The organism is Anaeromassilibacillus sp. Marseille-P3371 (assembly GCF_900169665.1).
Lineage (GTDB): Bacteria > Bacillota > Clostridia > Oscillospirales > Acutalibacteraceae > Anaeromassilibacillus.
In genome coordinates, this window is the sequence record NZ_LT835157.1 from 1,755,166 (window position 1) to 1,769,619 (window position 14,454).

At 51.8% G+C, this 14,454-nt stretch carries 10 protein-coding genes and 1 pseudogene; 2 read left to right on the forward strand and 9 right to left on the reverse strand.

From position 1 onward, the window contains the following. Positions 1-487: 487 nt before the first annotated feature. The 4 genes from B9Y59_RS06825 to B9Y59_RS06840 form a co-directional block, all read right to left on the reverse strand. Complete coding sequence (locus B9Y59_RS06825; protein ID WP_085532551.1) at positions 488-1,426, reverse strand: transketolase family protein; 939 nt, start codon at positions 1,424-1,426, stop codon at positions 488-490. Further along, positions 1,427-2,290, reverse strand: a complete 864-nt coding sequence (locus B9Y59_RS06830) for a transketolase (protein ID WP_256366524.1) — start codon at positions 2,288-2,290, stop codon at positions 1,427-1,429. 196 nt (positions 2,291-2,486) lie between these two features. Then, on the reverse strand, positions 2,487-4,250 hold the full coding sequence (locus tag B9Y59_RS06835; RefSeq protein ID WP_442856151.1) for an ABC transporter ATP-binding protein: 1,764 nt from the start codon (positions 4,248-4,250) through the stop codon (positions 2,487-2,489). Next, the gene (locus tag B9Y59_RS06840) at positions 4,247-5,998 is read right to left on the reverse strand and encodes an ABC transporter ATP-binding protein (protein ID WP_085532556.1); all 1,752 of its coding nucleotides are present in this window, start codon (positions 5,996-5,998) and stop codon (positions 4,247-4,249) included. Before B9Y59_RS06840 ends, B9Y59_RS06835 begins: the two co-directional genes overlap by 4 nt. A 455-nt stretch (positions 5,999-6,453) precedes the next feature. Between B9Y59_RS06840 and B9Y59_RS06845 the strand changes: the two genes are divergently transcribed. Next, the gene (locus B9Y59_RS06845; RefSeq protein ID WP_085532558.1) at positions 6,454-7,029 is read left to right on the forward strand and encodes a hypothetical protein; all 576 of its coding nucleotides are present in this window, start codon (positions 6,454-6,456) and stop codon (positions 7,027-7,029) included. Positions 7,030-7,222: 193 nt separating this feature from the next. On the opposite strand, the gene B9Y59_RS06850 is transcribed toward B9Y59_RS06845, so the two are convergent. From B9Y59_RS06850 to B9Y59_RS06870, 4 genes are all read right to left on the reverse strand, one after another. After that, complete coding sequence (locus tag B9Y59_RS06850; protein WP_085532560.1) at positions 7,223-7,942, reverse strand: hypothetical protein; 720 nt, start codon at positions 7,940-7,942, stop codon at positions 7,223-7,225. Continuing rightward, positions 7,935-9,722, reverse strand: coding sequence for a M1 aminopeptidase family protein (locus tag B9Y59_RS06855; protein WP_143255252.1), 1,788 nt, complete (start codon positions 9,720-9,722; stop codon positions 7,935-7,937). Before B9Y59_RS06855 ends, B9Y59_RS06850 begins: the two co-directional genes overlap by 8 nt. A gap of 824 nt (positions 9,723-10,546) precedes the next feature. Beyond that, positions 10,547-12,763, reverse strand: coding sequence for a M1 aminopeptidase family protein (locus B9Y59_RS06865; RefSeq protein ID WP_054322923.1), 2,217 nt, complete (start codon positions 12,761-12,763; stop codon positions 10,547-10,549). Continuing rightward, positions 12,760-13,626 carry an ABC transporter ATP-binding protein gene (locus B9Y59_RS06870; RefSeq protein WP_085532566.1) on the reverse strand — a complete coding sequence of 289 codons (867 nt, stop codon included), beginning with the start codon at positions 13,624-13,626 and terminating at the stop codon, positions 12,760-12,762. Before B9Y59_RS06870 ends, B9Y59_RS06865 begins: the two co-directional genes overlap by 4 nt. Before the next feature lie 203 nt (positions 13,627-13,829). On the opposite strand from B9Y59_RS06870, the pseudogene B9Y59_RS06875 reads away from it, so the two are divergent. Then, a pseudogene (locus B9Y59_RS06875) lies at positions 13,830-13,958 on the forward strand (DnaB-like helicase C-terminal domain-containing protein); the annotation flags it as partial. Positions 13,959-14,000: 42 nt separating this feature from the next. Here the strand turns inward: B9Y59_RS06875 and B9Y59_RS06880 are convergent. Further along, complete coding sequence (locus tag B9Y59_RS06880; RefSeq protein WP_085532568.1) at positions 14,001-14,435, reverse strand: hypothetical protein; 435 nt, start codon at positions 14,433-14,435, stop codon at positions 14,001-14,003. Positions 14,436-14,454 lie beyond the last annotated feature (19 nt).

Here is a 14,454-nt window from a genome sequence, read left to right on the forward strand (position 1 = left end):
TCGGATAGAACAAAAATTAAGCGTGCAGAAAGCGGATTCTACCGCTTTCTGCACGCTTTTTATATGGATATTGTTTTGTGACGCTTGCAATTTTTGCGCAAAAGAAAGGAATCCTTTGGTGGGCAGATGAAAGGGCGTTCGATATTCCCAACATTCGTTGACATATTTTTACGATTTCCTTTTCCTTTCTTTAAGGAAGCGAATGTTTAATAGGAAAGCATGTTCTGTCAAAGAGGCCCTTTTTCTCCATTTCAATACTACAATGGCGCATATATAGAGCAGAACCGACAAATGATTGGCAGGATAGAAGAAACATTAAAAAAGTTCCCATCCAAAGAAGCGCCTTTTCTTCTCTGCCAATAATTCAAAAATCCCCGATACCGGCGAAGAAACGCCGTATCGGGGAAATAACATCGAAGAGAAGGCTGTAAAATGATAAAGACACTTCCCTCTCCTTTGTAACGCCATTGTAAGAGATTTCTTACAATTATTTTTTCAGAACTTCTTTGACAACCTCTACCACGTGATCGGCACACAGACCAAAATCTTTGAGCAGATCAACCGCCGGACCAGAGTAACCAAAGCAATCGTTCACGCCAATTTTGGTTACGGGAACCGGATTCTCTCGGATTGCCTCGCATACGGCATCACCAAGACCGCCGATAATGCTGTGCTCCTCGGCCGTTACAATACGGCCGGTTTCCTTGGCCGCCTTTTGCAAAAGTTCCGCATCGATCGGCTTGATCGTATGGATATTGATGACACGTGCATCAATCCCTGCTTCTGCAAGCTGTTCAGCCGCCTTGAGGGACTCCCCTACCATAAGGCCTGTCGCAACAATGGTGATGTCTTTGCCGTCGCGCATGGTTATACCCTTGCCAAGTTCAAATTGATAACGCTCATCGTTGATTGTTTCAATCGCCAAACGGCCCAAACGGACATAAACCGGGCCGTTGTAAGCGGCAATCGCTTTGACCGCGGCTTTCATCTCGTAATAGTCGGCCGGATTGACAACCGTCATTCCTGGAATCGTGCGCATCAGTGCAATGTCCTCACAGCACTGATGGGTTGCACCGTCCTCGCCGACAGAGATTCCCGCATGAGAACCGCCAATTTTGACGTTCAGATGCGGATAGCCAATTGAATTGCGCACCTGCTCATAGGCACGTCCGGTGGCGAACATGGCAAACGAACTTGCAAATGGAAGCATGCCAGCAGCTGCCAATCCAGCTGCAACACCCATCATATTCCCTTCTGCGATACCGCAGTCGAAAAAGCGCTCTGGATGCGCCTTTTTAAACATACCGGATTTTGTAGCTGCGGCCAAGTCCGCATCGAGAACCACCAGGTTCGGATATTCATCCATCAGCTCGACCAAGGCTTCGCCATAGCCATCTCTTGTCGCTTTTTTGATTACCTCTGCCATTTATTCCACCTCCAATGCCGCAAGCGCCTGTTTCAAGTCCTGCATAGCAACTTCATACTGCTCTTTATTGGGGGCGGTACCGTGCCAGCCCACCTGGTTTTCCATGAAGGAGACACCCTTCCCCTTCACAGTTTTGGCGATGATGACACAGGGCTTCCCCTTCACCTCTTTGACGTGCGCAAATGCCGCTTCCATCGCATCAAAGTCGTGGCCGTCGATCACCACAGTGTCAAAGCCAAAGGCACGGAATTTCTCGTCGATCGGATACGGGCTGCAAACTTCGTCCAGGGTTCCGTCGATCTGCAAGTCATTGTTGTCCACGATCAGACAGAGGTTGTCCAGCTTTTTGTGAGAAGCAAACATCGCTGCTTCCCAAACCTGACCCTCTTCAATCTCACCGTCGCCCAGCATGGAATAGACACGATAGTCTTTACCACTGAGCTTGGCTGCCAACGCCATACCGCAGGCTGCGGAAACGCCCTGTCCTAAAGAGCCCGTGCTCATATCAATGCCGGGAGTGTCCAACATGTTGGGATGCCCCTGTAACATCGCGCCAATATGGCGCAGTTTTTGCAGCTCTTCCATGGGGAAATACCCTTTGAGTGCCAATGTCGCGTACAGAGCCGGACAGCAATGCCCCTTAGAGAGCACAAAACGGTCCCGGTTTTCGTCTGCCGGATGGGCGGGATCTACGTGCATCTCCTTAAAATAGAGATAGGTCAGCACGTCTGCCGCGGAGAGAGAGCCGCCGGGATGTCCGGATTTTGCATGGTATACTCCCTCAATCGCGCCCATACGGATTTTACAGGCAGCAATTTGCAGGTCTTTCTTTTCTGCTGTATTCATAATGTCCTCCCTTGAAATGATATGAGAAACAACCGCAATTATTATAGCGCATCAACGCGAAAAATGCAATTTTCGTTGGGCATTTTTTGCCTATTTGCGCCATGCGACGACTGTGTTCGCGTTAGAACACAAAATTTTGTTGGAAACAACCGGAAAAAATACTTTTTTGAACGGGCTCTTTACGCTTTGTCGCTCTTTTCTGCTCTTCGCCTGTTTAGCTGACTGCAAACTGGCTATTGTAAAGGTTGGCGTAGAATCCGCCTTTGGCCAGAAGTGTTTCATGGGTTCCCTGCTCTACAATATGTCCCTGATTCATCACGAGAATCAGGTCTGCCCCCTTGATGGTGGACAGGCGATGCGCCACGATGAAGCTGGTCCGTCCGCGCATCATGTCCTCAAATGCCGTCTGAATTTTCCATTCAGTACGGGTATCGATGCTGCTGGTTGCCTCGTCGAGAATCAGCATGGGCGGGTCGACCAACATCACGCGCGCAATGCAGAGCAACTGCCGCTGTCCCTGTGAAAGATTTCCGCCGTCCTCAGAGATCACGGTGTCGTAGCCCTGCGGTAGACGCATGATGAAGGAGTGCGCGTGCGCTTTTTTAGCGGCCGCGATTACCTCTTCCATGCTGGCATCCTCCCGTCCATAGGAGATGTTTTCCCGAACGGTCCCAGAAAACAGCCAGCTTTCTTGAAGCACCATTCCATATTGCCGGCGCAGGCTGCTGCGCGTGACCGATTGGATGTTGTGACCATCCACTGTGATCGATCCGCGATCCGCATCGTAAAACCGCATCAAGAGGTTGATGATCGTCGTTTTTCCGCAACCGGTTGGACCGACAATTGCAATCCGGCTGCCCTTATGCGCAGCGATATTCATGTCCTCGATCAGTTTCCGCGCGGGATCGTAGGAGAAAAAGAGATGTTCCACCGCTACATCGCCCTCACAGTGCTCCAATACAGCCGCATCCCGGCTGTCTGGCCGTTCAGAAGCCTCGTCCAGTACGGCAAATAGGCGCTCGGCGGAGGCAAAGGCGGTCTGTATCTGGGTGAGTACGCCGGTCACTTCATTAAAGGGTTTTGTGTACTGGTTGGCATAGGAAAGGAAACTGGTGATCTGACCGATAGTCAGTGGCGCCGGCCATCCTGTGATGGCACAGACCGCGCCGAAGGCCGCTACGGCTGTATACACCATATTGTTGACAAAGCGCGTGCTGGGGTTGCTTAGAGAGGAATAAAACTGCGCTTTGACCCCACAGTTGTAAAGGCGTCCATTGATCTCTTCAAACTGTTGCTCCGCCCGATTCTCATAATGGAAGGTCTTTACAGTCTTTTGGCCACCGATCATCTCCTCGACAAAACCGGACAGCTCCCCCTGTGTCGCCTGCTGTTCGACGAACTGCCGATGGGTCAACCGCGCAATAAACGCGGCGACAAACAGCGAGAGCGGGGTCACCAATACCACCACAACAGTAATGACAGGGCTAATGGTCAGCATAAACAGCAAGGTACCGACGATTGTCACAATCCCTGTAAAAAGCTGCGTGATGCCTTGCAGCAACCCATCGGATACCTGATCCACATCGTTGACAATGCGGCTGATGAGGTCGCCGTGTGCATGGCCATCGATGTATTTTAACGGCAGGGTGTTGATTTTCTCGTAGGTCTGAATGCGCAGATCGCGGACCGTCTTGTAACTGACGCGGTTGGTACAATAGGTCATCAGCCATTGGAAAGCTGCACTCACCACGATAGTGACTGCTAAGGTAAAGAGAATTGGCAGCATGGCGGCAAAATCCACCTGATCCGGACCGATTACGAAATCGACTGCACGCCCAACCAGGATGGGACCGTAAAGCGTCAGGGATACGCTGATGATGGCGCTTACCAACGCCAGAAGGAGAAACGCCGCATGTGGCTTGGCATAACGCAGAAGGCGTTTCAGGACCGAACGATTCATACCCGATTTCTTCTTCATTTGCGTTCCGCCTCCTCTTTGCTCAGCTGGGACAGACAGATCTCTCGGTAGACTTCACAGCTTTCCATAAGTTGGTCATGGGTACCCAGGCCCGCCATGGCTCCGTCGTCCAGGACCAGGATGCGGTCTGCCGCCTTCACGGTGCTCACACGCTGTGAGACCATCAGGACGGTCATCCCCCGTGTTTCATCTTTGAGTGCTCGGCGCAAAGCGGCGTCTGTTGCAAAATCCAATGCACTGGCGCTGTCATCCAAAATGAGAATCTCAGGCCTTCCAGCAAGGGCGCGGGCGATGGTGAGGCGTTGCTTCTGCCCGCCGGAGAAGTTTTTACCTCCTTGGCTGACAGGGCTGTCTAGGCCCTGCGGAAGGCGGTCCACAAATTCCTTTGCCTGGGCAATACGCAGGGCATCTTCTAGATCCTGCTCGGTGGCCTGTGCGTTACCCCAGCGCAAATTGCTGGCGATGGTACCGGAAAAGAGCTCTGCCAACTGTGGAACCATTCCGATCTTACTTCGCAGTTGTGAAAAGGGATATTCCTTTACATCGATCCCCTCTATACAGACGGAACCCTCTGTAACATCGTAAAAACGGGGAATTAAGCTGACCAGTGTCGATTTGCCAGAACCAGTACCACCGATAATTCCCAGGGTTTCTCCGGCCTTAACCGTAAAGTTCAAATCCTTTACGGCGAATTTTTCGCCATCTGTTCCGCCATCGCCGCTGTAGGAGAAGCTTGCGTGAGAAAATGTAATCTTTGGGGCGCCCTCCTTGGTTAGAACAGCTGATTTGGCTGTTTCGGGAACGGAGGTTTCTGTCTCTAACACCTCATTGACACGCCCCGCAGAAGCAGCTGCTTTGGTAAAAGTCACCACCAGGTTGGCCACCACGATCAAGGCGAGCAGGGTTTGCGACATGTAATTGACAAAGGCGATTACTTCTCCTTGGGTCATCCCTCCGGAGGTCACGCGCATGCCCCCAAACCAGACAATGGCAATCACAGCAAAGTTCATAATCAGATATGTGAGTGGATTGAGCAATGCAGAGAGCTTTCCTACCCGGATGGCGGTATCTGTCTGATCGTTTGCAGCCGCGCGGAATCGAGATTCTTCGTGCTCCTGTTTGGAAAAAGCGCGGATTACGCGCGCCCCGCTCAGCCCCTCACGGGAGATCAGTGAGATACGGTCGAGTTTTTTCTGCATGACCCGGAAATATGGGACCGAACGGCTCATCACCAGATAGAGCACCAACCCGATCAGCGGGGTCGCCACTAAAAAGATAATAGCGAGTGGAAAATCCAACAACATGGCCATTACAATGGCGCCAATGGCCAGAAATGGCGCACGAATCACCAGGCGGATGAGCATGGCGACTGCGTATTGCAGCTGGTTGACATCGTTGGTGATGCGTGTAATCAACGAAGGGGTGCCGAAGCGATCGATCTCTTTGTGGGAGAATGTATTGATGTGGCGGTACATTTCATTGCGCAGGACCGTGCCGAAACCCTGGGAGGCGATGGAGGCCATTTTTTGGCAGACCAGCGCGCAACACAGACCGACAACCCCTAACAGCAGCATGACGCCTCCCATGCGCCAAACGTAGTTCACGTCCCCTGTACGGACGCCGTTGTCGATAATCTGCGCAGTGACGATCGGTACGATCAATTCAAAGATGGCTTCCGTCAATTTGAAGACCGGCCCTAAAATTACTTGAAGCCGGTATTTCTTCAGGAAGCGTGCGAGTTTTCGCATAAGACCAAATCCTTTTCTATAACATACCTTTTATTTTACCTCTCCTGGACAGAAATAGCAATTTTTTTTACCGGTGATCCCCAAGACGTGGAAGTCGTTCCAATACGGTTGCGGAACTTTTTAGACAGAAACATGTAATAGGAACACAGAAATCACTTTGACAATTTCTCAAACAGAGCTTTTCGAAAAAGGCGTTCTTTGCAGAGAAAATAAAGGAAGTTTTCTAAGACAAAAAGGATGTATTTTCTTTGTATGATTTGTCGATTGTATTCTTCTGAAAATATGATAAAATTTAAAATAAGAAAAATGTCAAATATATTCTCATGAATTTTATTGGAAAGAGGTCATTTAAAAGAGAATATCGGCATTTTTGAAAAAATGCGGGTGTATTTTATCGGCATATTGCTTTAATAAAATGAACGCGAAAATACACCAGTATATGGGAGGGAATTCCTGTGAGAAAGAAATGTACGCCGTGGATTGCGCTTTTGCTGTCCTTCGCCCTGCTCTTTTCGTCATTTCCTATGGCCTTTGCTGCGGCAGAGCCCTATGTGGAAAGCGATACCACGGTCAATTTTACAAAAGCGCAGGGGGACTACTACTGGTTTAAGTTTACGGTACATGGTTCGCATGAGGACCCACAGATTGCGGCCGGAAATGGCAGCGTTCTGAAGACCGGCAACTGTAAAAAGCTAAAAAATGCCAACGGCGAAGACGAGTATCGGTTCCAGGTGTGGGCGGTCGGAAAGCCCGGTGAGGCTTCTGCCATCTATACGACCTTACCTGGTCAAGAGCCTGTCAAACACTGTGTTATTACCGTAGGGGAACCGCTTCCTGCCGCAGCTGTCGCTCCGGAGCCGCAGACAAGCACGGAGACGTCCGCGTCCAAGCAGGGACATACGATTTACGTCACCAGAACCGGCAAAAAATACCACTACAATAACCACTGTAATGGAGGTACTTATTACGAATCCACCCTAGAGCAGGCTTTAGCCCGTGGGTTGGAACCCTGTAAAAAATGTGTTGGATGACCTCCTCTTTTTTGATACGTAAAACGCCCTCCGGCTTTTTAGCCAGAGGGCGTTTTACGTATCAAAAGGTTACAAAAAAGCAATAACATGTACCTGGGAATTAAAAAATGACGTTGGCAGGATGTGCCCCTTTGGAGAACCGTAAATCGGCCATTGGGAACGGAGGAATGCTCCTGTCTGCATCCTCGGCTCTTTATGACGATTTGGTTTCCAGACGGATGGTAAGAGCGATCAATCCCATTCCTACAAGCAGAAAGATGGTCTTTATGCCCCAAACAGAGGCGGGCAGAGCAAATGCAGGGTCCAACGTTTCAAGGGTCAGTGGATATTCGGAAAACCATGTAGCCCCAAACAACCCCCACTCTGCGGGAAGCGGCAACAGATTGATAGACAACATCACGGGCATCAATACCAGAATCAGGGCCGGGTGGATATGGCCGGCTGCCATGCCCAGCCCCAGGACAAAGACAAATGCCGGAAGCAGAGAAACCAGAACGGGGATGAGCAGTTCTCCAATGGAGACAACCGCCCCGAACAGTGTGGACAAAAAGCCCATCCCCAGTGCACAGACACACACGGCCAACAACAGCCAGGCCGACCCTACAGCAGCACATTTCCCCATGAGATAATTTCCAGCATTCACGGGGGTTGCGTCGGTCAGGGGTTTGACCCGGCGGGCCTCCTTTGAAAAAATCCCCCAGAGAAAAAAGAGCAGTGCCACGGACAACAGGGGCAAAACCTGTGCCGAATAATAGCCAAAACTCCACGGAGAAAACGGCGCGGTGTGAGCAATGCCTTTGATGACTTCACTGTTTAGTGTCTGCCATCCGAAATAGAGGCTCACCACCAGAAGGCCCAGGAAAAATTTATTGCATACGGCTCGCCGCAGCTCATATCGAAAGATCTTACGCAAGGTTCAAATCCTCCTCTGTCAGAGCGCAGGCGCTCAGAAAGTCTTGATAGGTAAGGTAGGGATAGGTGGGATCAAGTTGCCGGGTAAAGAGCTTGGCGAGAATGGCATCCATCGCCTCTTCCCCGCCGACCAGCTGCTCTGCTTTCAGGATTTTCAGAGGCATTTCACAGTACTGCCGCACCTGAGAGAGGCTGTTGGCAATGTCTGCGCGGTACTGCTCCGGCAGCTGTTCCAGATATTCAGGGTGGCGGACATAAAAGTTTTGATAGTAGTCGTCCACCTGCTCTTGCCAGACGTCCACATAGTTCTTTTTCGCATAGGCGTCTCCATACTGTTCCTTCATCATCCGATAGGTGGTGTAGACGGTCAGTCCTTCTGCAGACCAGGGATCAGAGGCGTCCTGTGAATCGAACATATTTCCAAGCCCCCACCACTGATGGACGATCTCATGGGCGAGAACCTCACTGCCCCCGGCACCCTTAAGCGGGTCTTTCAGGCCTTGTTCGTTAAAGCTGTCCTCCCCCATCGCGCTGGCGCCATTTGCGGCGTAACCGCCGCCGACCATGCCGATCTCGATCAACTTCATAGAGGAATCCCCGTAGAAGGAGAGCGGGCCATAGTGCTCGGTGCAATAGTCAAACACCTGCTTTACAACGCTGTCCACATTACATTCCTCCATCACTTGTTTGTGTTTTGCGCTGTAAAAGAATTCTACATCAATCCCTGCAGCATCAATGTGATGCGAGATATAGTCTCCGGCGTAAAGGATGATATTCTGACCGCGGTCGATCAATTTCCAATGATAGCTGCCGTCTGGATTTTTTCCCATCTGTTCGACCGTTCCCTCTGCAAACAACACCGGCGTCATACCGGCCGGTAGGTCGATCTCCGCTGTAAAGGGCGGTTGTTCCTCCGTCTCCCAGACAAAGTCCTTTGGCATGGGGGAAAAATCCTGATTGGCCAGATAGATATAATCGCGGCTGATCTCGAGGGCCCCTTGGGATAATTCCAGCAGGTTCCACTCCTGTGGAAAGCCGCCGTACTCGATGACCAGCTCCATTGTCTCCACTGCGGGAAGATCGACCTCAATCGTTTTGGTATTCTGGTCGTCGTCCTCAAGATCCCGGAAGGTTACCGGCACTTCGTTTACAGTTGCCGATTGAACCTGATACCCCGGATTTGTTTGGAAGGAGATGGTCTGCGGTTCCCCGCTGATGTTATGCAGGGAATATACCGCTGTACCGTAAAAACATCCGGTGGAGAGGTTGGGCCGGGCATCAACGTGAATGGCGTTGGAAAATACCGACTCGTTGTATGTGATATTGTAGTAGGAATCCATGTCTATTTCCGCTTTGCTGTGGTCCAAAAACGGCTGATATGTATAGACGGCATAGCCGGAGAGCAGGGACGTAACCACCAGCAGCGGCAGGTATACCTTGCGGAGGTTCCGAGCGGCAGAGCCGAAGATTCCTTTCCCGTAGCGCCGGACACAGAGAAAGGACAGCGCGCAGAGCCCACACAGCAGAAGGAGCCAGAAAAGCCGGTTGTACAGAACGGACCGCAAAAGCCGGACGTTGCCAAAGTCGTCCGACATCGAATTGACCGCAGGGTTCAGCCAGCGCAACAGCCAGTTTTCCTTCCAGGCGGTCAAACTCAAGAGGGCGAATGCAGCAAACAGAACCAGGGTAAGGTCAAGCCGCCGCGTGATTTGATAGGCTGAAGCGGTAAAGAGAACTGCGCACAGAGCAGCCGGCAACATAAAGGTCAGGTAACCCGCCACGTACAACCACCCGTGGAACACCGAACCGATTTGAGCGGCGGTGAATGGCAACCAGACGGTCAGTGTGAGCGCCTGTGCAGCTACTGCTGCGAGGAGCAATGCGCCGATGCGGCAAAAGCCCGCCTGTAGAGGGGAAATCATGGCGTCTGTAAGGATGTCCACGTGGGAGCGGTGTCCGCGGCTGCNTGCCCCAAACAGAGGCGGGCAGAGCAAATGCAGGGTCCAACGTTTCAAGGGTCAGTGGATATTCGGAAAACCATGTAGCCCCAAACAACCCCCACTCTGCGGGAAGCGGCAACAGATTGATAGACAACATCACGGGCATCAATACCAGAATCAGGGCCGGGTGGATATGGCCGGCTGCCATGCCCAGCCCCAGGACAAAGACAAATGCCGGAAGCAGAGAAACCAGAACGGGGATGAGCAGTTCTCCAATGGAGACAACCGCCCCGAACAGTGTGGACAAAAAGCCCATCCCCAGTGCACAGACACACACGGCCAACAACAGCCAGGCCGACCCTACAGCAGCACATTTCCCCATGAGATAATTTCCAGCATTCACGGGGGTTGCGTCGGTCAGGGGTTTGACCCGGCGGGCCTCCTTTGAAAAAATCCCCCAGAGAAAAAAGAGCAGTGCCACGGACAACAGGGGCAAAACCTGTGCCGAATAATAGCCAAAACTCCACGGAGAAAACGGCGCGGTGTGAGCAATGCCTTTGATGACTTCACTGTTTAGTGTCTGCCATCCGAAATAGAGGCTCACCACCAGAAGGCCCAGGAAAAATTTATTGCATACGGCTCGCCGCAGCTCATATCGAAAGATCTTACGCAAGGTTCAAATCCTCCTCTGTCAGAGCGCAGGCGCTCAGAAAGTCTTGATAGGTAAGGTAGGGATAGGTGGGATCAAGTTGCCGGGTAAAGAGCTTGGCGAGAATGGCATCCATCGCCTCTTCCCCGCCGACCAGCTGCTCTGCTTTCAGGATTTTCAGAGGCATTTCACAGTACTGCCGCACCTGAGAGAGGCTGTTGGCAATGTCTGCGCGGTACTGCTCCGGCAGCTGTTCCAGATATTCAGGGTGGCGGACATAAAAGTTTTGATAGTAGTCGTCCACCTGCTCTTGCCAGACGTCCACATAGTTCTTTTTCGCATAGGCGTCTCCATACTGTTCCTTCATCATCCGATAGGTGGTGTAGACGGTCAGTCCTTCTGCAGACCAGGGATCAGAGGCGTCCTGTGAATCGAACATATTTCCAAGCCCCCACCACTGATGGACGATCTCATGGGCGAGAACCTCACTGCCCCCGGCACCCTTAAGCGGGTCTTTCAGGCCTTGTTCGTTAAAGCTGTCCTCCCCCATCGCGCTGGCGCCATTTGCGGCGTAACCGCCGCCGACCATGCCGATCTCGATCAACTTCATAGAGGAATCCCCGTAGAAGGAGAGCGGGCCATAGTGCTCGGTGCAATAGTCAAACACCTGCTTTACAACGCTGTCCACATTACATTCCTCCATCACTTGTTTGTGTTTTGCGCTGTAAAAGAATTCTACATCAATCCCTGCAGCATCAATGTGATGCGAGATATAGTCTCCGGCGTAAAGGATGATATTCTGACCGCGGTCGATCAATTTCCAATGATAGCTGCCGTCTGGATTTTTTCCCATCTGTTCGACCGTTCCCTCTGCAAACAACACCGGCGTCATACCGGCCGGTAGGTCGATCTCCGCTGTAAAGGGCGGTTGTTCCTCCGTCTCCCAGACAAAGTCCTTTGGCATGGGGGAAAAATCCTGATTGGCCAGATAGATATAATCGCGGCTGATCTCGAGGGCCCCTTGGGATAATTCCAGCAGGTTCCACTCCTGTGGAAAGCCGCCGTACTCGATGACCAGCTCCATTGTCTCCACTGCGGGAAGATCGACCTCAATCGTTTTGGTATTCTGGTCGTCGTCCTCAAGATCCCGGAAGGTTACCGGCACTTCGTTTACAGTTGCCGATTGAACCTGATACCCCGGATTTGTTTGGAAGGAGATGGTCTGCGGTTCCCCGCTGATGTTATGCAGGGAATATACCGCTGTACCGTAAAAACATCCGGTGGAGAGGTTGGGCCGGGCATCAACGTGAATGGCGTTGGAAAATACCGACTCGTTGTATGTGATATTGTAGTAGGAATCCATGTCTATTTCCGCTTTGCTGTGGTCCAAAAACGGCTGATATGTATAGACGGCATAGCCGGAGAGCAGGGACGTAACCACCAGCAGCGGCAGGTATACCTTGCGGAGGTTCCGAGCGGCAGAGCCGAAGATTCCTTTCCCGTAGCGCCGGACACAGAGAAAGGACAGCGCGCAGAGCCCACACAGCAGAAGGAGCCAGAAAAGCCGGTTGTACAGAACGGACCGCAAAAGCCGGACGTTGCCAAAGTCGTCCGACATCGAATTGACCGCAGGGTTCAGCCAGCGCAACAGCCAGTTTTCCTTCCAGGCGGTCAAACTCAAGAGGGCGAATGCAGCAAACAGAACCAGGGTAAGGTCAAGCCGCCGCGTGATTTGATAGGCTGAAGCGGTAAAGAGAACTGCGCACAGAGCAGCCGGCAACATAAAGGTCAGGTAACCCGCCACGTACAACCACCCGTGGAACACCGAACCGATTTGAGCGGCGGTGAATGGCAACCAGACGGTCAGTGTGAGCGCCTGTGCAGCTACTGCTGCGAGGAGCAATGCGCCGATGCGGCAAAAGCCCGCCTGTAGAGGGGAAATCATGGCGTCTGTAAGGATGTCCACGTGGGAGCGGTGTCCGCGGCTGCATTCCCAGGCGGTGAGCAGAGCAAAGGCGACAGCGCTTCCGATTGCGCCAGCCAGGGCGGGGTTCCCCAGGTAAGCTCCTGTCAAAGAGGTGGCATAGGAAGTTGCGGCGGAAGAGGAAAACAAAGGCCGGTAGAGCCACAGCCCGGCGGCTGGGGATAACACGGAGACAGCGAGCGCCAACCAAGTCAGTCGATCCCGGAACAGCCGTGCTACCTCTACGCGGAAGAGAGACCATCCCTTCATTGTGCAGCCCCCTCCCCTGCAATCCAGTATAGATAGGCATCCTCCAGGCTGGGTTCGACCGGCTCAGCAAACGGCGGCAGCTTTTCCGCTACACCCCGGCATGCAACCCCCTTGGCGGTGTTGACGCGGGAGGTAATCTGCAAATCGTGGTTTGCCAAGCTCTCTTCACTTTCCAGAAATACACCCACGTGTCCTTGTGCAGAGGCAATAAGCGCTTCCGGCGTCCCTGTGAAGAGAATGGTTCCGTGGTGAATGACAATCAACTGGTTGCATACCGACTGGACATCCTCAATGATATGTGTGGATAAAAGTACGATCTTATCTTGCGCGGCCTGGGAGAAAAAGTTGCGGAAATGGATGCGTTCTTCCGGGTCCAGGCCGACGGTGGGTTCATCGAGAATCAAAAATTCGGGCTCTCCCAGAAGCGCCTGCGCGATGCCAACCCGTTGGCGTTGCCCTCCGGAGAGCGTTCGAATGCGGGCCTTGCGCTTTTCCGTCAGGTTGGCTGCTTCCATTGCCCGGTCAATGGCTGCCCGGCTGTTTCGGAGCCCTTTTAATGCCGCCATATAGTCGAGAAATTGCCAAACGGTTAGCTCGTCATACAGGCCGAAGGACTGCGGGAGATAGCCAAGTTTGGCTTTTAATGCTTTTTCACACCGGTGAAGAGGCGTCCCATCCACTGAAATATTCCCGCTGGTGGGCAGCAAGCCCGCCACCAAGAGTTTCATTAGGGTGGATTTTCCCGCGCCGTTCGGTCCTAACAGACCGATCAAATTGGGGCTTTCCAGTGTGAGGTTTACATCCCGCAGGGCCTGCTTCCCTGTATGGTAGGTCATGTTCAGTTGTTCAATGGAAATCCGCATGAAGGGTACCATCCTTTCCAAATTTGGGATACCTATATCATATAAAATCCATTTGGAGCCGCTGTGCAGATTTTTTGTAGATTTTGTGGAGAATTTGCCCATGCGCGAGCCAGTATCGCGGAAAATACTGTGGGAATGGAACCCAAGAGAAAAGAGGGTATACCAAAAGCCATGAAAGGACGGAAGGGTCCCCTCGTTTTTGAAATAAAGGCTCTGAAAATAAGAATATTGCAGAGATTATCATTGCAAAACAGAGAAACGGACCTATTGGCACGGTAAACCTGGTATGGATGCCAAATTATACAAAGTTTGTGAATATGAAAACTATATAAAAGCAATGACTTTTTCTCAAAAATCATTGTGCGGCAAGGCTGTCACCCGGATGAAACCTTTTCCCTCCTCTTCCTTGCATATTCCAGAAGATCTCTTGCGTTGCTGGTAGGGCGCCACGCATAGGCAATGAGAAAATCGGTATGATCGACCATATACCGATTTGCCCGGACAATAGCAACCTTGCGGGTACCTTTCCATGCCCGGAGGATATAGGTACTGTCAAACCCATCCGGTACAGGAATAGGACGTTCTGCCGGATGGTAGGGCAACAATAAGGTAAGTTCAACTTCTGGATGGCTTTGTTTTGCGATTTTCACAGCTTTTACCACAAGCCGGTCAAAACCGCCGTAACGACCAACCATAAATTCGGAGACACCGTAGCGGGCTATATGCTCCTCGATGGCGGTATACAGTGCTGGATAGATTTTTTCGGATGCTTCTCTATGGCCTATCAAGAAACAGCTTTTCCTACTCATCGTAAGTATCCTCTCTGTG

Excerpts from the sequence above, each read along its gene's own strand:
- B9Y59_RS06865 (WP_054322923.1), bottom strand. The coding sequence starts at position 12,763 with ATGAAGGGATGGTCTCTCTTCCGCGTAGAGGTAGCACGGCTGTTCCGG.
- B9Y59_RS06870 (WP_085532566.1), bottom strand. The coding sequence starts at position 13,626 with ATGCGGATTTCCATTGAACAACTGAACATGACCTACCATACAGGGAAG.
- B9Y59_RS06840 (WP_085532556.1), bottom strand. The coding sequence starts at position 5,998 with ATGCGAAAACTCGCACGCTTCCTGAAGAAATACCGGCTTCAAGTAATT.
- B9Y59_RS06880 (WP_085532568.1), bottom strand. The coding sequence starts at position 14,435 with ATGAGTAGGAAAAGCTGTTTCTTGATAGGCCATAGAGAAGCATCCGAA.
- B9Y59_RS06825 (WP_085532551.1), bottom strand. The coding sequence starts at position 1,426 with ATGGCAGAGGTAATCAAAAAAGCGACAAGAGATGGCTATGGCGAAGCC.
- B9Y59_RS06835 (WP_442856151.1), bottom strand. The coding sequence starts at position 4,250 with ATGAAGAAGAAATCGGGTATGAATCGTTCGGTCCTGAAACGCCTTCTG.